The organism is Streptomyces sp. NEAU-174, assembly GCF_052665095.1.
This window is the reverse complement of sequence record NZ_JBQTCE010000009.1, coordinates 297,347-317,749: the sequence shown is the minus strand read 5'-3', so window position 1 is coordinate 317,749 and position 20,403 is coordinate 297,347. Positions and strand designations below refer to the sequence as shown.

Genomic DNA, 20,403 nt, shown 5'->3' with positions numbered 1-20,403 from the left:
AGGTCTTCCGGATTCCTCGAGAGGGAAACGCACGCATGAATGAGGAAAAGCTCCGCTACTTTCTCAAGCGGGTGACCGCCGACCTGCATGAGACCCGGCGCCGCCTGCAAGAGGTGGAGTCGGAGGACCAGGAGCCCATCGCGATCGTCGGCATGAGCTGCCGCTACCCGGGCGGGGTCGGCTCGCCCGAGGACCTGTGGCGGCTGGTGTCCGAGGGCGGGGACGGCATTTCCGAATTCCCCACCGACCGCGGCTGGGACATCGGGCGGCTCTTCGACGACAATCCGGACGGCGCGGGCACGAGCTATGTCCGGGAGGGCGGTTTCCTCCACGACGCCAACTACTTCGACCCGGCGTTCTTCGGCATCAATCCGCGCGAGGCCCTGGCGATGGACCCCCAGCAGCGGCTGCTGCTGGAGACCACCTGGGAGGTGTTCGAGCGGGCGGGCATCGACGCCACCTCCGTGCGCGGCACCCGTACCGGTGTCTTCGCGGGCGTCATGTACCACGACTACGCCTCGCGGCTGCGCGCCGTGCCGCCCGGTGTCGAGGGCTACCTCGGTACCGGCGGCTCGAGCAGCATCGCCTCCGGCCGGGTGGCGTACACCTTCGGCCTGGAGGGCCCCGCGCTCACCGTCGACACGGCGTGCTCATCCTCCCTGGTCACCCTCCATCTGGCCATGCAGGCGCTGCGCAACGGCGAATGCTCACTCGCCCTGGCCGGCGGCGTCACCGTGATGTCGACGCCCGGCACCTTCACCGAGTTCAGCCGCCAGCGGGGGCTGTCCTTCGACGGTCGCTGCAAGTCCTTTGCGGCGTCCGCCGACGGCACCGGCTGGTCCGAGGGCGCGGGCATGCTGCTGGTCGAGCGGCTGTCGGACGCGCGCCGACACGGCCACAAGGTGCTGGCCGTCGTCCGTGGCTCGGCGATCAACCAGGATGGCGCGTCCAACGGTCTGACCGCGCCGAACGGCCCGTCCCAGCAGCGCGTCATCCGTCAGGCGCTCGCCAGCGCCCGGCTGACGGCCGACCAGATCGACGTGGTCGAGGCCCACGGCACGGGCACCACGCTCGGCGACCCGATCGAGGCACAGGCGCTGCTCGCCACGTACGGCAAGGAGAAGCCCGCCGAACGGCCGCTGCTGCTGGGCTCCATCAAGTCCAACGTCGGCCACACCCAGGCCGCCGCCGGTGTCGCCGGGATCATCAAGATGGTCAAGGCGATCGAGCACGGCTATGTGCCCAAGTCCCTGCACATCGACGAGCCGTCGCCGCATATCGACTGGTCGGCCGGGGCCGTCTCGCTGCTGACCGAGGGTCGGCCGTGGCCGGAGACCGGCCGCCCGCGCCGCGCCGCCGTGTCGTCGTTCGGCATCAGCGGCACCAACGCCCACCTGATCATCGAGCAGCCACCGGCGGAGGACCCCGACGCCGAGGAGGGGACCGCGGAGGCCCCCGCCGAAGGGACGGCGGCGCACGCCGAAGGTTCGGCGGCGCCCTCGGAAGAGACGGCGGCACCCCGCTCCCTCCCCCTCCTGCCGTGGCTGGTCTCCGGCAAGGGCGAGGACGCGCTGCGCGCCCAGGCCGCCCGGCTCCACGCCCACGTGGCCGAACGCCCCGATCTTGACCCGTTGTCCGTCGGCCACTCGCTGGCCACCACCCGCGCCGCCCTGGAGAACCGCGCCGCCGTCATCGCCGGTGACCGCGCCACCTTCCTCGACCGCCTCGCCGCGCTCGCCTCCGGTGAGCCCGCCGCCGGGGTGGTCCAGGGCGTGGAGACCCGGGGCAAGCTGGCGTTCCTCTTCACCGGCCAGGGCAGCCAGCGCCTCGGCATGGGCCGCGAGCTCTACGAGACCTACCCGGCGTTCGCCGAGGCGCTGGACGCCGTGTGCGCCGCGCTCGACCCGCGCCTCGAACGCCCCCTGAAGGACGTGCTGTTCGGGGACGACGCCGCCGCGCTCGACCGGACCGGCTTCACCCAGCCCGCGCTGTTCGCCATCGAGGTGGCCCTCTTCCGCCTCGTCGAGTCCTGGGGACTGAAGCCGGACGTGGTCTCCGGCCACTCCATCGGCGAGATCGCCGCCGCGCATGTCGCGGGGGTGCTCTCGCTCGACGCCGCCGCCCTGCTGGTGGCGGCCCGGGGCCGCCTCATGCAGCGGCTGCCGGGCGGTGGCGCGATGATCGCCGTCCAGGCGTCCGAGGACGAGGTGGCGCCGCTGCTCACCGACCGGGTGTCCATCGCCGCGCTCAACGGCCCGACGTCGGTGGTCATCGCGGGCGACGAGGACGCGGCTGTCGCGATCGCTTCCGGTTTCGAAGCCCAGGGCCGTAAGACCAAGCGCCTCACCGTCAGCCACGCGTTCCACTCGCCGCTGATGGACCCGATGCTGGAGCCGTTCCGCAAGGTCGCGGAGAGCCTGACGTACGAGGCCCCGAAGATCCCGGTGGTCTCCAACCTCACCGGCGCCATCGCGCCCGCCGCGGAAATCGCCACCGCCGACTTCTGGGTCCGCCACGTCCGCGAGGCCGTGCGCTTCCTCGACGGCATGCGCGCGATGGAGGCGCAGGGCGTCACCACGTACCTCGAACTCGGCCCGGACGGTGTGCTGTCCGCGCTCGGCCAGGAGTGCCTGGCGGGCGAGTCCGAGCACGTGGCGTTCGCCCCCGCCCTGCGGTCCGGCCGCCCCGAGGCCGAGACCCTGACCATCGCCCTGGCCACCCTGCACACCCGGGGCACGGCCCCCGACTGGGCGGCGTACTACGCGGGCACCGGCGCCGAGCGCGTCGAACTGCCCACGTACGCCTTCCAGCGCGAGCACTACTGGCTGGACGCGGGCACCGCCTACGGCGACGTCTCCTCGTTCGGCCTCGGCACCGCCGACCATCCGCTGCTCGGCACGGCCGTCTCCCTGGCCGACGCGGAGGGCTTCCTGTTCACCGGGCGGCTCGCGCTGGACACCCACCCGTGGCTGGCCGACCACGCCGTCATGGGCGCGGTGCTGCTGCCCGGCACCGCGTTCGTGGAACTGGCGGTGCGCGCCGGAGAGCGGGCCGGATGCGATCTGGTGGAGGAGCTCACCCTGGAGGCCCCGCTGATCCTGCCCGAACGGGGCGGGGTCCAGCTCCAGATCGCCGTGGGCGCCCAGGACGACACCGGCCGCCGCACCCTCGCCCTCCACTCCCGCCCCGACGAGGCCGGAGACGACGAGCCATGGCTGCGCCATGCCACGGGCGTCCTCGCGGAGAGCGCCCCCACGGCCCCGTCGTTCGACCTGAGCGCCTGGCCGCCCGCCGGGGCGGAGCGCATCGAGACCGACGGCCTGTACGAGGGCCTGGCCGAGGCGGGCTTCGGCTACGGCCCGGTCTTCCAGGGCCTGCGCGCCGCCTGGCGCGCCGACGGCGAGGTCTACGCCGAGGTCGCCCTCCCCGAGGACACCGAACCGGGCGCCGCCCTCTTCGGCCTCCACCCGGCCCTGCTGGACGCCGTCCTGCACACCATCGGCCTCAGCGACCTCACCGAGAACCCGGGCCAGGGCGGACTCCCCTTCTCCTGGACCGGCGTCCGCATCCACTCGGTGGGCGCCGACACGGTACGCGTCCGCCTGTCGCCCGCCGGAAACGGCACGGTCTCCCTCCAACTGGCGGACATAACGGGCACCCCCGTGGCCACGGTCGACCGCCTGGCCCTCCGCACGGTCTCCCAGGCCCAGCTGACGTCCCCGAGCGGCGCGTCGGACGCCCTGTTCACGGTTGACTGGACCCCCGTCCCGGCAACGTCCGAGCCGGTGTCCCAGGCCGACTGGACGACGATAGGCCCCAACACCCCGTACCCGGACCTGTCAGCCCTGGCCAGGGCCATCGATTCCGGCACCCCGCCGCCGGAGTACGTAGTGGTGCCACTGAACCAAGCCGGTCCGGCAAATCAAGCCGGTCCGGCAAATCAAGCCCGTCCGGCGCTTGAGGACCGGGGGCCAGGGGCGGAGCCCATGGTTACGGGGAGGGGCGGGGTGGGGAACAACCCCTCGCCCGCCGAAGCCGCACACGAGGCCACCACCCAAGCCCTCCACCTCCTCCAAACCTGGCTCACGGACGACCGCTTCGCGGACTCCCACCTGGTCGTCCTCATCTCCGGCGCCGACCTGGCCCACGCCGCGGCCCGCGGCCTCATCCGCTCCGCCCAGTCGGAGAACCCGGGCCGCATCATCCTGGTGGACACCGACACCCACCCGGACTCCCTAGAAGCCCTGCCCACCGCCCTCGCCTCCGGCGAACAGGAACTCGCGGTACGCGAAGGCAAGGTCAAGGCCCCCCGCCTGACCCGCGCCACCACGCAGCCGGAGACCGAAACCCCCGAGTGGAACCCGGACGGCACGGTCCTGCTCACGGGCGCATCCGGCACCCTGGGCACCCTCTTCGCCCGCCACCTCGTAACCGACCACGGCGTACGCCACCTCCTCCTGGTCAGCCGCCGCGGCGAATCCGCCCCCGGCGCAGCCGAACTCACCGCCGAGCTCGCCGAGCTGGGCGCAGAAGCCCGCTGGTCGGCCTGCGACGTGGCGGACCGTACCGCCCTGGCCGAAACCCTCGCCGCCATCCCGGCAGAACACCCCCTCACCGCCGTAGTCCACACCGCAGGCATCCTGGACGACGCCGTCATCGCGTCCCTCACCCCCGACCGCCTCACCACCGTCCTCCGCCCCAAGGCAGACGCGGCGTGGAACCTCCACGAGCTGACCCAGGACGCGGACCTGTCCGCGTTCATCCTGTTCAGCTCGGCCGCAGGCGTCTTCGGCGGCGCAGGCCAGGGCAACTACGCCGCGGCCAACGCCTTCCTGGACGCCCTCGCCCAGCACCGCCACACCGCCGGCCTGCCCGCCACCTCCCTCGCCTGGGGCCTCTGGGCCGAGCCCGGCGGCATGGCCGGAGACCTGGACGAGGCGGAACTCGCCCGCCTCCAGCGCGGTGGCATCGCCGCCATCACCGCCGACCAGGGCCGAGAGCTGTTCGACCTGGCGAACGCCACGGACGACGCGCTGCTGGTCCCCATGCCCCTCGACCTGGCCGCCCTCCGGGCACAGGCAAGCGCCGGAATGCTGCCGCCGCTCTTCCGCGGCCTCGTCCGCGTCCCGCCCCGCCGCGCGGCCCAGGCGGCCCAGGCCGCCGCCGCGGCGCGGTCCGGCGCGCTCGCCCAGCAGCTGGCCGAGGCGGCGTCCGACGCCGAAGCCGAGGCCATCGTCCTCGGCCTGGTCCGTACGCAGGTGGCGGCCGTGCTCGGCTACGCCGGACCCGAAGCGGTCGAGCCCCAGCGCGCGTTCAGCGAGGTCGGCTTCGACTCGCTCACCGCCGTGGAGCTGCGCAACCGCCTGACCGCCGTCAGCGGCGTCCGGCTCCCCGCCACGCTGATCTTCGACTACCCGACCCCCGCCGCCCTCGCCGCGTATCTGCGGGCCGAGGCCCAGGGCAGCCAGGAGGACGCGGCCGCGCCCGTGGCCGCCGCCACCGCGCACGACGACGACCCGATCGCCATCGTGGCGATGAGCTGCCGTTTCCCCGGCGGGGTGGCCTCACCCGAGGACCTGTGGAAGCTGGTCACCGACGGCGCGGACGCCATCACCGACATGCCCACGGACCGCGGCTGGGACATCGAGTCGCTCTACGACGACGACCCCGACCAGCAGGGCACCAGCTACGCCCGCAACGGCGGATTCCTCCACGACGCCCACCACTTCGACCCCGTCTTCTTCGGGATCTCGCCGCGTGAGGCGCTCGCGATGGACCCGCAGCAGCGGCTGCTGCTGGAGACCACCTGGGAGGCGTTCGAACGGGCCGGGATCGACCCGGCGACGGTGCGCGGCAGCCGGACCGGTGTCTACACCGGCGTCATGTACAACGACTACGGCACCCTGCTGCACCGCGCCCCCGACGGCCTCGAGGGCTACATGGGCACCGCCAGCTCCGGCAGCGTCGCCTCGGGCCGGGTCTCGTACACGTTCGGCCTCGAAGGCCCGGCCGTGACCGTCGACACGGCCTGCTCGTCCTCCCTCGTCACCCTGCACATGGCGGTACAGGCGCTGCGCAACGGCGAATGCTCGCTCGCCCTCGCGGGCGGTGTCACCGTCATGGCCACCCCCGGCACCTTCGTGGCCTTCAGCAAGCAGCGCGGCCTCGCGACCGACGGCCGCTGCAAGCCCTTCGCCGCCGCGGCCGACGGTACGGCCTGGGGCGAGGGTGTGGGCATGCTGCTGGTCGAGCGGCTGTCGGACGCCCGCCGCAACGGCCACCCGGTCCTTGCGATCGTCCGGGGCTCGGCCATCAACCAGGACGGCGCCTCCAACGGCCTCACCGCCCCCAACGGCCCGTCCCAGCAGCGCGTCATCCGCCAGGCCCTCGCCAACGCCAGGCTGTCCGCCGCCGAGGTGGACGTGGTCGAAGCACACGGCACCGGTACGACGCTGGGCGACCCGATCGAGGCGCAGGCGCTGCTCGCCACCTACGGCCAGGAGCACACCGAGGACGAACCGCTCTGGCTGGGCTCGGTGAAGTCCAACTTCGGGCACACCCAGGCCGCGGCCGGTGTCGCCGGGATCATCAAGATGGTCAAGGCCATCGAGCACGGTGTGCTGCCCAGGACCCTGCACGTGGACGAGCCGTCCCCGCACGTGGACTGGACGGCGGGCGCGGTGTCGCTGCTCACCGACCAGACGGAGTGGCCGGAGACCGGCCGTCCGCGCCGCGCCGCGGTGTCCTCGTTCGGGATCAGCGGCACCAACGCGCACACCATCATCGAGCAGGCACCGGCCGAGCGGCCCACGGCCACCGAAGCGGCCGCACCCGAGCCGGGGCCGCTGCCGTGGATCCTGTCCGGCAGGAGCGAGACGGCGCTGAGCGCCCAGGCCGAGCGTCTGCTGGCCCACCTCGACGCGCACCTCGACGCGCACCCGGACGCCCACCGCGACGCCCACCCGGGCCCGCGCCCGGCCGACGTCGGCTACTCCCTGGCCACCACCCGCGCCGTCCACGACCAGCGCGCGGTGCTGGTCGGCACGGACCGCGAGGACTTCATCCGCGCCCTGACGGCACTCGCCCGGGGCGAGGCGGCGGCCCAGCTGGTGCAGGGCACCGGGACGGCCGGCAAGACGGCGTTCGTGTTCCCGGGGCAGGGGTCGCAGTGGGCCGGGATGGCAGTGGGGCTGATGGACGCCTCGCCCGTCTTCGCCGCCCGTATCCACGAATGCGCCGCGGCACTCGCGGAGTTCACCGACTGGTCGCTGGTCGATGTGTTGCGCGGCGCCGAGGGCGCGCCGTCGCTGGAGCGCGTGGATGTGGTCCAGCCGGTGCTGTTCGCGGTGATGGTGTCGCTCGCCGAGCTGTGGCGTTCGCTGGGCGTCCGGCCGTCCGCCGTCGTCGGCCACTCCCAGGGCGAGATCGCCGCCGCCTGCGTGGCCGGAATCCTGTCGCTCCAGGACGCGGCGCGTGTGGTGGCGTTGCGCAGCCAGGCGATCGGCCGGGTGCTGGCGGGCCAGGGCGGCATGGTCTCGGTGGCGCTTCCGGTGGCCGACGTACGGGAACGCATCGCCCCCTGGGGCGAGGAACGGATCTCCGTCGCCGCCGTCAACGGCCCGTCGTCCGCGGTGGTTTCGGGCGAGCCCGAGGCGCTGGACGAGTTCCTGGCGTCCTGCGAGGCCGATGAGGTGCGGGCCCGCCGGGTGCCGGTGGACTACGCCTCGCACTCCGCGCAGGTCGAACTCCTCCGCGAGGAGCTGCTGGAGCTGCTGGCGCCCGTACGGCCGAAGAACGCCCAGGTGCCGTTCCTCTCCACCGTCACGGGGGAGTGGGTCGACGGCTCCGAGCTGGACGCCGAGTACTGGTTCACGAACCTCCGCCGCACCGTCGAGCTGGAGAGCGCCGTCCGCCGCCTCCTGGACGAGGGCTTCGGAGCCTTCATCGAGTCCAGTGCCCACCCCGTCCTCACCATGGGTGTGCAGGAGACCGCCGAGGACGCGGGCCGCGAGGCCGCCGCGATCGGGTCCCTGCGCCGCGACGAGGGCGGTCTGGACCGCTTCCACCTCTCGTTGGGCGAGGCGTGGACGCGCGGCGTGGCCGTGGACTGGGAGGCGGTGTACGAGGGGACGGGCGCGGTCCGCGTCGAGCTCCCCACGTACGCCTTCCAGCACGAGCGCTACTGGATCGAGGTGCCGCTCTCGGTGGGCGATGTCGCCTCCGCCGGTCTCGGCGCCGCCGGGCATCCGCTGCTGGGCGCCGCCGTCGAACTGCCCGACTCCGACGGCTTCCTGCTCACCGGGCGGCTCTCCCTCCAGACCCATCCCTGGCTCGCCGACCACGCCGTGTCCGGCACCGTGCTGCTGCCGGGTACGGCCTTCGTGGAGCTGGCGATCCGCGCCGGTGACCAGGTCGGCTGCGAGCTGCTGGACGAGCTGACCCTGGAGGCGCCGCTGATCCTGCCCGCCCGGGGCGGGATCCAGCTGCGGCTGACCGTGGGCGCGCCCGACGCGAACGGCCGCCGGGCGCTGGAGGTCTACTCCCGCCCGGAGCCGGACGCGGACCGGGGCGACGCCTCGGACGGGCCCTGGATCCGCCACGCCGGCGGTGTGCTGGCCTCCGGCGGCGCCGCCGACAGCGGGGCGGACCTGTCCGTATGGCCGCCCGCTGAGGCCGTCGCCCTCGATGTGGACGACCTCTACGAGCGGTTCGCGGCGGGCGGCTTCGGCTACGGCCCGGCGTTCCAGGGCCTGAGGGCCGCCTGGCGGCGCGGCGCGGAGGTCTTCGCCGAACTGCGCCTTGACCAGCGGCAACACCGCGACGCGGTGCTGTTCGGGCTGCATCCGGCGCTGCTGGACGCGGCGCTGCACGGGGTCGCGCTCGGTGACTTCCTGGGCGCCGGGGCCGACGGCATCCGGCTGCCGTTCTCCTGGAGCGGGGTCACCCTCCACGCGGCGGGCGCCACGGCGCTGCGCGTACGGATCGCCCCGGCCGGTCCTGAGGCGGTGGCGCTGACCGTCGCGGACGAGAACGGCGGCGCGGTCGCGTCGGTGGACTCCCTGGTGCTGCGGCGCATCGCCCCGGAGCAGCTGCGCGCGGCCCAGGTGACCTACCACGACTCGCTGTTCCGGCTGGAGTGGGCGCCGGTACCGGCACCCTCGGCGGCCCCCGCGGCCGTCCGCTGGGCCCTGGTCGGCGATCAGGCCGCCGCGACCGGCAGGGACGCCTTCGGGCTGGTCGACGCGCTGGAGTCCATCGGCGCCGAGTGCGCCGTCTTCCCCGATCTGACCGAGCTCGCGGCCGTGGTGGCCTCGGGCAGCCCCCGGCCGGATGTCGTCCTGCTCCCGCTCACCGGCCCCGCGGGTGGCGGTGGCGGCCATCTGGCGGAGGGCGCGCGGCTGGCCACCCACACGGCGCTGGACACCGCGCAGTCGTGGCTCGCCGAGGAGGGTCTCGCCGGGGCGCGGCTGGCGTTCGTGACCCGCGGAGCGGTCGCCACCTCCCCGGACGCCGAGGTGTACGACCTGCCGCACGCGCCCGTATGGGGGCTGATCCGCACCGCCCAGACCGAGAACCCGGACCGGTTCCTGCTGCTCGACCTGGACAACGGGGAGACCTCGGCCGACGCGCTCATGGCGGCCGCGGCCGGTGGCGAACCGCAGCTCGCGGTCCGCGCGGGCACCCTCCACGCGCCCCGGCTGGCCCGGGTCGCGGCTCAGGAGGCTGCCGCTCAGGAGGTCGCCGCTCCGGAGGAGGACCGGGCGCAGGAGGGGCTGCCGGAGTTCGACCCGGACGGCACGGTACTGATCACCGGCGCCACCGGTGTCCTCGGCGGACAGCTCGCCCGCCATCTGGTGGCCGAGCGCGGTGTGCGGCATCTGCTGCTCAACAGCCGCCGCGGCCAGCGTGCCCAGGGGATCCCCGAGCTGGTCGACGAACTGACCGCGCTGGGCGCCGAGGTGAGCGTCGCGGCCTGCGATGTGGCCGACCGCGAGGCGCTCTCGCTGCTGCTGGCCGAGGTGGACCCGGCGCATCCGCTCGCCGCCGTCGTACACACCGCCGGGGTCCTGGACGACGGGCTGCTGCCCGCGCTCACCCCGGAGCGGATCGACACGGTCTTCCGGCCGAAGGTGGACGCGGCGCTCAATCTGCACGAGCTGACCCGCGATCTGGACCTTTCCGCCTTCGTGGTGTTCTCGTCCGCCGCCGGTACCTTCGGCGCGCCGGGCCAGGCCAACTACGCGGCGGCCAACACCTTCCTGGACGCCTTCGCCGCGCACCGCCGCTCCGCCGGGCTGCCCGCCCTCTCGCTGGCCTGGGGCCTGTGGGAGCAGCGCAGCGCGATGACCGGTGGCATGGCGGACGCGGATGTGGCCCGTATGGAGCGTTCCGGGATGGCGCCGCTGACCTCGCGGGACGGTCTGGAGCTGTTCGACACGGCGTGCTCGGTGGCCGGTGAGGCGGTGCTCGTACCGCTGCACCTGGACATCGCGCCGCTGCGCGAGCAGGCCGCCGAGGGCGCGCTGCCCACCGTCTTCCGCGGGCTGGTCCGGGCCCCGGCCCGGCGCCGTACGGTCTCCGCCGGGGCGGCCGACACCGGTGGCCCCTCGCTGGCGCGGCGGCTGGCCGGGCTGGCCGAGGCGGAGCGCGAGCAGGCCGTGCTGGACCTGGTCCGCGGCCAGGCCGCCGCGGTCCTCGGCTTCGCGGACGCGGAGGCGGTGGGGGCCGCACGGGGCTTCCTGGAGCAGGGCTTCGACTCGCTGACCGCCGTGGAGCTGCGCAACCGGCTGGGCGCCGCGAGCGGGCTGCGGCTGCCCCCGACGCTGCTGTTCGACCACCCGACGCCGGAGCTGGTCGCCCGGCAGCTGCTCGAGCGGCTGGCCGGAGCGGTGGCCGCCGAGGGCGGCACGGTGTCGGACGCGGCGCGGGACGAGGCGGCGGGCGCGGAGCCGTCGGCCGTCTTCGGCGCGATGATGCGCGAGGCCGGACAGCGCGGTGAGCAGGAGGAGTTCACCCGCCTGCTGATGGACGTGTCGCGGTTCCGGCCCTCCTTCGGATCCGCCGCCGAGCTGGACAAGGCGCCCCCGATGGTGCGGCTCTCGCGCGGTGAGACCGGGCCCGCGCTGGTGTGTTTCTCCTCGATCCTGTCGATCGGCGGCCCGCACCAGTACGCCAGGTTCGCCGCCGGATTCCGCGGCCACCGGGACGTCTGGGCGCTGGGCAACCCCGGCTTCGTCGCCGGGGAGCGGCTCCCGGCCAACCCGGAGGCGGTGGTCGAGGCGCAGGCCGAGGCGGTGCTGCGGGAGACCGACGGCGCGCCGTTCGTACTGCTGGGCCACTCCTCGGGCGGGCTGCTCGCCCATGAGGTGGCCGCGCGGCTGGAGAGCACCGGGGTCTTCCCGGACGCGGTCGTCCTGCTCGACATCTACTCCCACGACCGGGACGCGGCCGTCGCCCTCCAGCCCGGGCTGAGCGCCGGAATGGACGAGCGGAGCGCGGGCCAGGTGCCGGTGGACGACACCCGACTGCTGGCCATGGGCGCGTACTTCCGGCTGTTCGGGGAGTGGCGGCCCAAGGAGGTCAAGACGCCCACGCTGCTGGTCCGAGCCGGCGACCGGCTCTTCGACTGGTCCCGCGACGGCGACTGGCGGTCGTACTGGCAGCTCCCGCACACCGCGCTCGATGTGCCGGGCAACCACTTCACGATGATGGAGGAACACGCCGCGACGACGGCCCGGGCCGTGGCGGACTGGCTGTCCTGACGGACGGACGGCCTGTTGGCACCCCACAGGGGTGCCAACAGGCCGTCGTCGTGTTCAGAGGAGCCTGAATCGGCCGGGGTTGTTGTGGTCGCGATGGCGGGGACACTGGCACGGTGGCCACGCTTGCCCCAGAGAGTAGGCGTCGCCCTTCTGCCCGTCGAGGACGGGCACCCTGTGACGACCGAGTCCCCCCGTTGGTTCAAGTCCTCCTACAGCGACAACGGCGGCCAGTGCATAGAGGTCGCCGCCAACCTCGTTGCCTCGCGCGGCGTGGTCCCCGTCCGTGACAGCAAGGACCCGCACGGCCCGGCGCTCATGTTCGAGCCGACCGCCTGGTCGTCGTTCGTCTCCGCCGTCAGGCGCGGGGAGCTCCCCGCCACCTGACTCACTCAGCAACCAGCCACCGAAGCGATCGGCCCCCGGACCGGGGGCCGTCGTCGTGTCGGCACCCTGCCGGGCGCGGATCCTGGGTTCGTTGCGCGCGCCCGTCAGTCGTGCTTGGCTCGCCCGATGAACTTTCTGCTGACGGCGAGTGGCCTGCGCAACGAGACACTGCGGGACGCGCTGCGGGACATGCTGGGAAAGCCGTTCGGATCGGCGAACGTCGTGTACGTTCCCACGGCATCGGTCGCCGAGCCCGGGGACCACGGGTGGTTCGTCGAGGACATGAACCGGCTGTACGGCCTCGGCTGGCGGGAGTTCGACGTCCTGGAACTGAACGGCCTGCCCCGGCAGATGGTGCTCGACCGGCTGCTCCACGCCGACGTCATCTATGTCGAGGGCGGCAGCCACTACCACCTCGCGCGCAGCATCACCGGCAACGGCCTGGCCGACGGTTTCCTGGAGGCGCTGGAGAACCGGGTCTATGTGGGGGTCAGCGCCGGATCAATGATCTTCAGCCGTAATCTCACCGCACACTCCGCCGACGTCATCGGGGATACCACGGACCTCCACGTGCTCGGCGCGACGACCGTGGAGCCGCCGTTCGGCCTCTTCGACTGGTATCTCAAGCCTCACCTGTACTCGCCGGATTTCCCCGAGCGGGACGACGCCTGGGCTGATCGCATCGCTGCGCGGGCGGACTTCCCGATCTACTTCATCGATGATGAGACGGCCGTTCGCGTCAGGGACAGCAAGGTGGATGTCATTTCTGAAGGCCGGTGGCGGTTCCATCCGTGACTCAACACGTGGTGGAGCGGTGATCCACCCCCGGCCGCCCAGACCGCCCTGCGCGACGCGCCGACGGTTACTCCGTTATGGACAGGGCCCGGCTCGGGCAGATCTCGACGGCGACCCGGGTCCGCTTCAGCGCCTCGTCGTCCGCCGGGGTGTCCTGGAGGACGACGACCGTGCCGTCCTCCCCGCTCTGATCGAACGCGTCGGGGTCGGTCAGGACGCACTGGCCCGCTCCGACGCACCGGTCGAGATCCGCCACGATTTTGGTCATGCCGACTCCTCCCACGTCACGGGTACCGCGTGGATGCCGTAGACGAGGGCGTCGTCCTTGTAGGGCAGCTTGTCGGCGGGCGTGGCCAGTCGCAGCGTCGGAATCCGGCGGAAGAGCGTATCGAAGACGATCTGGAGCTCCATCCGGGCCAGGTTCTGGCCGAGGCACTGGTGGATGCCGAAGCCGAAGGCGACGTGGTTGCGGGCGCCCCGGTCGAGCTTGATCTCGTCCGCCTCGTCGAAGGCCGAGGGGTCGTGGTTCGCCGCGTTGCTCAGCGTCAGGACGGGGTCGCCGGCCCGGATGGTCACGCCGCCGATCTCCACGTCCTCGACGGCGACGCGGGCGTTGGCGAACTCGGCGATGGTGTAGACCCGCAGCAACTCCTCGATCGCGGGCAGGGTACGCGCCGGGTCCTCGCGCAGCGCCGCCAGTTCCTCCGGGCGCTCCAGCAGTGTCACCACGCCGAGCGAGATCATGTTGGCGGTGGTCTCGTGCCCGGCGAGCAGCAGCGTGAAGGCCAGCGGCAGGACGTCCTCGGGGTCGCGGCCCTGGGCGAGCTGACGGCCCAGCAGGTCGTCGGTTGGCTCGGTGACCTTCTTGTCGATCAGGTCCCTGAGGTAGTCGCGCAGCTCCGTGAGCGACTGCTTCCTGCCCTCGGCGGTGAGGGCGCGGCTCAGCAGGGCCGAACTGCGGGTCTGGAAGAATTCGTGGTCGTGGTACGGCACGCCGAGCTGCTCGCAGATGACCAGGGACGGCACCGGCAGGGAGAGGGCCTGTACGAGGTCGGCGGGGCGCGGCCCGGCCAGCATCGCGTCGATGTGCTCGTCGACGATCTCCTGGATGCGCGGGCGCAGGTCGGCCATGCGGCGCACCGTGAACTCGCCGACCACGGCCTTGCGAGCGGGACCGTGCTCGGGCGGGTCCAACCGGATGAGCGATCGGCGCATGAGGTCGACGCGCCGCTCGCGGGTGAACCGGGGGAAGTTCGGATCCTGGCGGTCGGAGCTGAACCGCGGGTCCGTGAGCACGGCTCGGACGTGCTCGAGCCGGCTCAGGGCCCAGGCGACCTGGCCGCTGGGCAGGGTGACCTGGGAGATCCCGGAATCGGTATCCCGGATGCGGGTGTGCTGCTCCGGGGGCGCGTACGGGCAGTGGCGGGTGGTCTGGAGGGCGGGGGCGGTCATCGAGGAGCCTCCATCGTTCAAGATCGAAACCCAATATGAACAAAGGGGAATAGAGGGGTTATTGGTCGTGAGTGGCGCCGGGCTACTCTTTCCTCGCTTCGCTGGGGTCCGCGGAACGGCTGGGCAGCGGGTGGCCCTGAGATTCGGGGATCGGTGCGGTGGCGAGGCGCTGGCCGTTGCGAACGGCGGCGGCCTTGGCCCAGCTGCTGGTGGAGACGACGCCGAGCGCGAGCGCGACGAGTCCGCAGCCTCCGACGACGGCCCAGGCGGCGTGGCTTGAGTCGATGAAGCCGGCGCCGGTGCCGGCCACGATCGAGCCGGTGACGGCGACGCCGATGGAGGCGCCGAACTGGCGGGCACTGGCGGCGAGCGCGCCGGCGACACCGACCTGGTCGGGCGGCAGTCCGGTGACGGCGGTGTGGCTGACCGGCGGGCTGACCATGCCCGCGCCGAGGCCGAAGACGGCGTAGGCGGCCAGCAGGTGGACGCTCTCGGTGTGCGCGGTCAGGGGGACGAGAAGGAAGCTGCCGATGGCGAGCAGCGCGCCGCCCAGCGTGAGGGGGAGGCGGGCGCCCTGGGAAGCGAGAAGCCGCCCGGAGAGATTGGCGGCGACGGCTTGGCCCACGGCCAGCGGGATGACCATCAGTCCGGCGTGCAGGGGGCTGAAGTGGCGGATGTCCTGGAGGTAGAGGGTGCTGAGGAACAGGAACCCGCCGAGACCTGCCGACATCACCATGGAGATCACGTTCGCGCCGGAGAACGGAGGGCTGCGGAAGAACCGCAGGTCGATCAGCGGCTCGGAGCGCCGGGGTTCGACGATGAGTATCCCGATGAGGGCCAGGACGGCGAGTACGATCAGCCCGACGATCCAGGGGTCTGCCCATCCGTGGCGGGGGCCCTCGATCGTCGCGGCGATGATCGACGCGCACAGGACGATGATCAGCGCCTGGCCGGGCGGGTCGAACGCGCGGGCCCGGACGGCCTTGGACTCGGGGACGAATCTCCGGGTGAGCAGGATGGCGGCGATCCCGATCGGGACATTGACCCAGAACACCGATCGCCAGCCGATACCGCTGACCAGCAGGCCGCCGAGCACGGGCCCGGCCGCGATGGTGATCCCGATCACCGAGCCCCACACGCCGATCGCTCTTGCCCGTTCCCGGCGGTCGGTGAACACGCTGACGATGATCGCCATCGCCACCGGGTTGAGCATCGAGCCGCCCACCGCTTGCAGGCCGCGGAAGGCGGTCAGCCACCCGACGCCGGGCGCCAGGGCGCACAGGAGGGAACTGAGGGAGAACAGCGACAGCCCGAGCTGGAAGATCCGCTTGCGGCCGAAGCGGTCGGCCATGGAGCCGGACAGCAGGAGCAGGCAGGCCATGACCAGGGAGTAGGCGTCGACCATCCACTGAAGGCTGCTGACCGAGGCGTTCAGATCCCTGCTCACCGACGGGAGCGCCACGTTGACGATGGAGAGGTCGATGCCGGTCACGCCCACGCTGAGACAGCAGATCGCCAGCACCAGCCGGCGGTGAACGGGGCGTAAGGGGCCGGTCATTGCCGACAGCCCGGGGGTGTTCGCTGCGCTCATGGCGGATCCTTGAACAGGTTCGATAGACTCTCCGGTGAAACCGGAGAGGGTGTCCACATGACTATACGGAGACCCTGTCCATTTATGCAAGGACACGTGAATGACTGACCATCCGCCCTCCAAAAGGGCCGACGCGGCCCGCAACCGCCAGCGGATCCTCGAAGCGGCACGCACCGCTTTCGCCGCCACCGGAGCCCAGACGTCAATGGCCGAGATCGCCCGGAGATCCGGGGTCGGCCAGGCAACCCTGTACCGCAACTTCGCGACCCGCCACGCACTCCTGGAGGCGCTGCTCGCCGATGAGGTCGACGAGGTCTGCGCCGCCGCCGCGACAGTCGAGGGCGACAGCCCGGGGGACCGGCTCACGACCTGGCTGCGCCGGTTCTTTCAGTACGTCACCACCAAGCGGCCGGTCGTCCTCGGGCTGCTCGAGCACACCGACACAACCGATCCCGTCTTCGACAGCCGGGGCCGGATGCTCGCGGCCGGCCAGCCACTGCTCTCCGCCGCCCAGGACGCACACCAGATCGCCGACGATCTTGACCTCGACCAGATCCTCGACCTCGTGGTAGCCATCGCGAAAATCCCCGGGAAAACCCCGGAATACCGACAGCCGATCCTGGACGCGGCACTCGCCGGACTACACAGGCGCGGCACCTGATGTCGGCGCCGTGCGGCGCACGGCGCCGAATTCGCTCCTTGCGCTCATGGTCATGGGGTCCGCCGCGCTGTGTGTTACGCCCTCATCAGCGCCTGCGGGCGGGTCGCGAGCGCTTGCCCGGGCCCACCGTCACCACCTCGAAGTTGGACTTGGTGCGGTCCAGCCGGTGGAAGAGGTTGTCCGGCCCGGTGATGTACATCTTCGACACCCCGGCGCCCTTCAGCGTGTCCACCACCTTGGGCCAGTGGATCGGCAGATCGAAGGTGTCCAGCAGCATCGTGCGCAGCTCGTCGGCCGTGGTCACGATGGTGCCGTCCTGGTCGGTGACCACGGGCAGCTTGGGGTCGAGGATGTCGTACCTGGGCAGGATCTCCTCGGCGGCCCGGCGGCGCAGCTCCGCGAACGCGGGCGCGTGCACCGCCGGGACCATGCTGTACATGGAGTAGCCGCCGGCCTGGCTGATCGCCTTCTTGAACCACTCCAGCTCCGGTTCGCGCAGCGACACCATGAAGAAGCCGTCGTCGAGATAGCCGGAGTAGTCGTACCACGCGTCGCGCTCGCCGAGCTCGGTGAGGATCTCCGTCAGCTTCTCCTGCGGAGTGCGGACGAAGGTGTGGGTGACCGCGTCCTGGTACTCCTCGGTGAAGTACGCGTGCTCACAGCGGGCCAGCTCCGCGGTGAGCCGCACCACCTCGGGGAACGGCAGCGAACTGACGTAGGCCGCGGCCGCCTTCTGCCCGAAGCTGGGGCCCACGCACAGGTCGGGGACGAGTCCGTGCTCCTGCTCCGCCCGGTCCGCCGAGGCCATCGAGTTCACCAGGAAGGCGATCTGGGTGGCCTCGGAGTAGTCGTCCTCGGAGTCGCGGAGCCGGTCGAAGACCGAGTAGCCCAGCGCCTCGTCGGCCTCGGCGAGCCGCTTCCGGGCGAACGGGTCGAGCGTGAGGAACCTGCCCACCTCGGAGAAGCCGGAGGGTCCCATGCCCGGGAAAACGATGGCTGTCTTCGTCTGCTCGGATGCCGTCATGGTGTGGTGCCTTACTCTCCAGTCCTGCCGTGGCTCAGTCCTGCGCCCGGCGGTTGAAGCCCCGGATACCGATGGTCCCGAAGACCAGGATGGCCGCCCCGATGGCCGAGAAGCAGATCCACAGCGGGATCGACTCCGGCGTCTTGGGCCCGGGGGCCAGCAGCAGTCCGCGCATCGCCTCGGTGACGTAGGTCAGCGGGTTGAAGGTGCACAGCACCTGGAACCAGCGGACGGTCTCCAGGCTCCGCCACGGGAACTGCGTGGCCCCGGTGAACATGATCGGGGTCAGCGTCATGGCGAAGACGATGGAGATGTGACGCGCGGGCGCCAGGGTGCCGAGGGTGAGGCCGACGCAGCCGCCGACGAGTCCGCCGAGGCTGAGGATGCCCAGCGTCACCGGCATCTTGTCCAGCGGCCAGGAGACGTCGTCCAGCAGCGCCAGACCGATCGGGATCATGACCAGGGAGCCGATCAGACCGCGCATCGCGCCGAAGACCGCCTTCTCCACCGCCACGAGGGAGACCGGGATGGGCGCGAGCAATCGGTCCTCGATCTCCTTGGTCCAGGAGAAGTCGATGGCCAGTGGCAGCGCGGTGTTCTGGAGGGCGACCAGGAAGCTGTTGAGCGCCACCACACCGGGCAGCAGCACCTGCTGGAAGCCCGGCTGGGTGAAGCCGATCTCGCCGAGCACCTTGCCGAACACGAACAGCATGAAGAACGGTTCCACGATGACCTGGCCCAGGAAGGGGCCCATCTCGCGGCCGGTGACGAAGATGTCGCGCCACAGGATGAAGAAGAACGTCCGCCACCGGTTGGCGCGCCGCCGGTGACGCCCGCCGCGGCGCTTGGAGTCGGGCAGCTCGAGCTCGAGTTCGGGCTCCGGCTCGGGCTCCACGAGCCCCGAACGGGCGTCCGCCGCCGCGATGATGGCGTTCAGCGCGGCCTTGGCGTCCTGTGCGGCCTGGGTCGCCGACGGGGCCGGTATCGGCTTGATGACCAGCGTCAGGGTGTCGCCGATGTCCCCGCCACCGCCCCCGCCGCCGTGCGGGGCGCCCATGCCCCTGGGCTCGTGGTGCCGGTGTTCCTGCGGCCGGCTCTCGTGGTGCCGGGGGTCGTGCGGCCGGTTCTCGTGCTTGACCGGCGCGTTCGGGGCGGCCCTCTGGACCTCGGCGCCCGGACGCGGGGCGTGGGCCTCGGCGCCCGGACGCGGGGCCTGGGCCCCGGGACCGGGACGCGGGGTCTGCGCCCCGGGACCGGGAGGCGGGGTCTGGGCCCCGGGACCGGGGCGCGGGGCGGACGGCTTGGACCGTACGAGCACGGTCCTGGTGTCCTCGAAGCCGTCGTCCTCGGAGGACGTGGCGTCGGCGTTCCGCGGATCGGCGGGCCCTGACCCGTCCGGCCTGACGCCGGGGGTCCTGGGGTCGGCGGGCCTGCGGTCGGCGGCGGAGCGCTCACCGCCCCGGCCGGCGGAACCCTGGCCGCCGCCCTGGTGCGGGGGCGTGCCGGTGGCGGGCTTCTCCTCGGCGGCCTTGCCGCCGGGGGTCCCGTCCGTCGATGACGTGGGTCGTGAGGAGCTCATCGCATCTCCTTCCCCGTCAGGTCGACAAAGACGTCTTCCAGGCTCGCCTTGCTCACATTCAGGTCCTTGATTTCGCACTCGGTGTCGGTCAGGGCCTTGATGACCGTGGGCAGCAGCACGGAGGACGGCGCGTTGCTGTAGACCTTCATCCGGAACGTGCCGTCGTTGAAGGCCGCGGCCCCGCCCTGCATGGCGGCGGCCATGTCGTCCTCGGCCTGGAGCACCTCGACCCGCTCGGCGACCCCGAGGCCCTGCACCATGTGGACCACGCCGTTCATCCCGCTGTGCGGCGGGCGCACCGTGACGGTCAGCGCGGTGTTGCTCATCCGGCTGGTCAGCGCCTCGGGGGTGTCCAGAGCCAGCAGCTTGCCGTGGTCGACGATGCCGATCCGGTCACAGAGCTTGGACGCTTCCTCCATGTCGTGGGTGGTGATCACCACCGTGACGCCACGGGTCTTGAGTTCGGCGACCCGGTCGCGGACGAAGATCTGGGACTGCGGGTCGAGGCCGGTGGCCGGCTCGTCCAGGAACAGCACTCGGGGGCGGTGCATCAGCGCCCGCGCGATCATCACGCGCTGTGCCTGACCGCCGGAGACCTGGTCCGCCCGGGCCTTGGCGTGGTCGCCGAGGCCGACCCACTCCAGGCTCTCGTCCGCGAGGCGGTTGCGCTCCGAGCGCGCGAGACCGTGGTAGCCGGCGTGGAAGGTCAGATTCTGACGGATCGTCAGTGACCGGTCCAGGTTGTTGCGCTGCGGCACGATGGCGAAGGACTGCCGGGCCACCGCCGGCCTGCGCACCACGTCGACGCCCTGGACGAAGGCACGTCCACCGCTGGGGGCGACACGGGTGGTCAGGATGCCGATGGTGGTGGTCTTACCCGCTCCGTTGGGCCCGAGGAAGCCGAAGACCTCACCGTGCCTGACGGTGAAGCTGAGATTGTCGACAGCCGGAACGGGCCGGCCGGGGTACTTCTTGACCAAGCCGTCGACAACGACGGCGAAATCAATAGGACGTGTTGTGTTCATCGCTGTCGTCGCACCGATTTAATTGGCTTGAGGAGACCATTACTTTGCACATGTTTAACACGACAGCTTGACTCCTGGCCCCTAACTGCCCCCAGATTAGGGGGTAGTGGCACCGGTGAGGGGGCCTTAG

General features: G+C 72.0%; 10 protein-coding genes. 4 read left to right on the top strand and 6 right to left on the bottom strand.

Annotated features, from left to right (window positions below):
• The first annotated feature begins 35 nt into the window (after nt 1–35).
• From ACT2CW_RS27140 to ACT2CW_RS27130, 3 genes are all read left to right on the top strand, one after another.
• A complete protein-coding gene (locus tag ACT2CW_RS27140) occupies nt 36–11,762 on the top strand; it encodes a type I polyketide synthase (RefSeq protein ID WP_445518561.1) in 11,727 nt (3,908 codons plus the stop codon).
• A 174-nt stretch (nt 11,763–11,936) separates the two neighbouring features.
• The gene (locus tag ACT2CW_RS27135) at nt 11,937–12,146 is read left to right on the top strand and encodes a DUF397 domain-containing protein (protein ID WP_445518560.1); all 210 of its coding nucleotides are present in this window, start codon (nt 11,937–11,939) and stop codon (nt 12,144–12,146) included.
• A gap of 126 nt (nt 12,147–12,272) precedes the next feature.
• On the top strand, nt 12,273–12,941 hold the full coding sequence (locus ACT2CW_RS27130) for a peptidase E (RefSeq protein WP_414080992.1): 669 nt from the start codon (nt 12,273–12,275) through the stop codon (nt 12,939–12,941).
• Nucleotides 12,942–13,008: 67 nt separating this feature from the next.
• Here ACT2CW_RS27130 and ACT2CW_RS27125 read toward each other — a convergent pair whose 3' ends face one another.
• From ACT2CW_RS27125 to ACT2CW_RS27115, 3 genes are all read right to left on the bottom strand, one after another.
• A complete protein-coding gene (locus ACT2CW_RS27125; protein WP_182470304.1) occupies nt 13,009–13,209 on the bottom strand; it encodes a ferredoxin in 201 nt (66 codons plus the stop codon).
• Entirely contained in the window at nt 13,206–14,393 is a 1,188-nt protein-coding gene (locus tag ACT2CW_RS27120; protein ID WP_445518559.1) for a cytochrome P450, read from the bottom strand. Before ACT2CW_RS27120 ends, ACT2CW_RS27125 begins: the two co-directional genes overlap by 4 nt.
• A gap of 82 nt (nt 14,394–14,475) precedes the next feature.
• Nucleotides 14,476–15,984, bottom strand: a complete 1,509-nt coding sequence (locus ACT2CW_RS27115; protein WP_445518558.1) for an MFS transporter — start codon at nt 15,982–15,984, stop codon at nt 14,476–14,478.
• Nucleotides 15,985–16,084: 100 nt separating this feature from the next.
• Between ACT2CW_RS27115 and ACT2CW_RS27110 the strand changes: the two genes are divergently transcribed.
• A complete protein-coding gene (locus ACT2CW_RS27110; protein ID WP_432047774.1) occupies nt 16,085–16,645 on the top strand; it encodes a TetR/AcrR family transcriptional regulator in 561 nt (186 codons plus the stop codon).
• A gap of 85 nt (nt 16,646–16,730) precedes the next feature.
• On the opposite strand, the gene ACT2CW_RS27105 is transcribed toward ACT2CW_RS27110, so the two are convergent.
• From ACT2CW_RS27105 to ACT2CW_RS27095, 3 genes are read right to left on the bottom strand one after another with little or no spacing between them, the layout of a single operon-like run.
• Nucleotides 16,731–17,669 (bottom strand): ACP S-malonyltransferase, encoded by a 939-nt coding sequence (locus tag ACT2CW_RS27105; RefSeq protein ID WP_164433276.1) that lies wholly within the window; start codon nt 17,667–17,669, stop codon nt 16,731–16,733.
• 34 nt (nt 17,670–17,703) lie between these two features.
• Nucleotides 17,704–19,248, bottom strand: coding sequence for an ABC transporter permease (locus tag ACT2CW_RS27100; RefSeq protein ID WP_445518557.1), 1,545 nt, complete (start codon nt 19,246–19,248; stop codon nt 17,704–17,706).
• The gene (locus ACT2CW_RS27095; protein WP_164433278.1) at nt 19,245–20,273 is read right to left on the bottom strand and encodes an ABC transporter ATP-binding protein; all 1,029 of its coding nucleotides are present in this window, start codon (nt 20,271–20,273) and stop codon (nt 19,245–19,247) included. The genes ACT2CW_RS27100 and ACT2CW_RS27095 overlap by 4 nt, the downstream gene beginning before the upstream one ends.
• Between the last annotated feature and the right edge of the window lie 130 nt (nt 20,274–20,403).

Excerpts from the sequence above, each read along its gene's own strand:
- ACT2CW_RS27125 (WP_182470304.1), bottom strand. The coding sequence starts at position 13,209 with ATGACCAAAATCGTGGCGGATCTCGACCGGTGCGTCGGAGCGGGCCAG.
- ACT2CW_RS27110 (WP_432047774.1), top strand. The coding sequence starts at position 16,085 with ATGACTGACCATCCGCCCTCCAAAAGGGCCGACGCGGCCCGCAACCGC.
- ACT2CW_RS27140 (WP_445518561.1), top strand. The coding sequence starts at position 36 with ATGAATGAGGAAAAGCTCCGCTACTTTCTCAAGCGGGTGACCGCCGAC.
- ACT2CW_RS27105 (WP_164433276.1), bottom strand. The coding sequence starts at position 17,669 with ATGACGGCATCCGAGCAGACGAAGACAGCCATCGTTTTCCCGGGCATG.
- ACT2CW_RS27100 (WP_445518557.1), bottom strand. The coding sequence starts at position 19,248 with ATGAGCTCCTCACGACCCACGTCATCGACGGACGGGACCCCCGGCGGC.
- ACT2CW_RS27130 (WP_414080992.1), top strand. The coding sequence starts at position 12,273 with ATGAACTTTCTGCTGACGGCGAGTGGCCTGCGCAACGAGACACTGCGG.
- ACT2CW_RS27120 (WP_445518559.1), bottom strand. The coding sequence starts at position 14,393 with ATGACCGCCCCCGCCCTCCAGACCACCCGCCACTGCCCGTACGCGCCC.
- ACT2CW_RS27115 (WP_445518558.1), bottom strand. The coding sequence starts at position 15,984 with ATGAGCGCAGCGAACACCCCCGGGCTGTCGGCAATGACCGGCCCCTTA.
- ACT2CW_RS27095 (WP_164433278.1), bottom strand. The coding sequence starts at position 20,273 with ATGAACACAACACGTCCTATTGATTTCGCCGTCGTTGTCGACGGCTTG.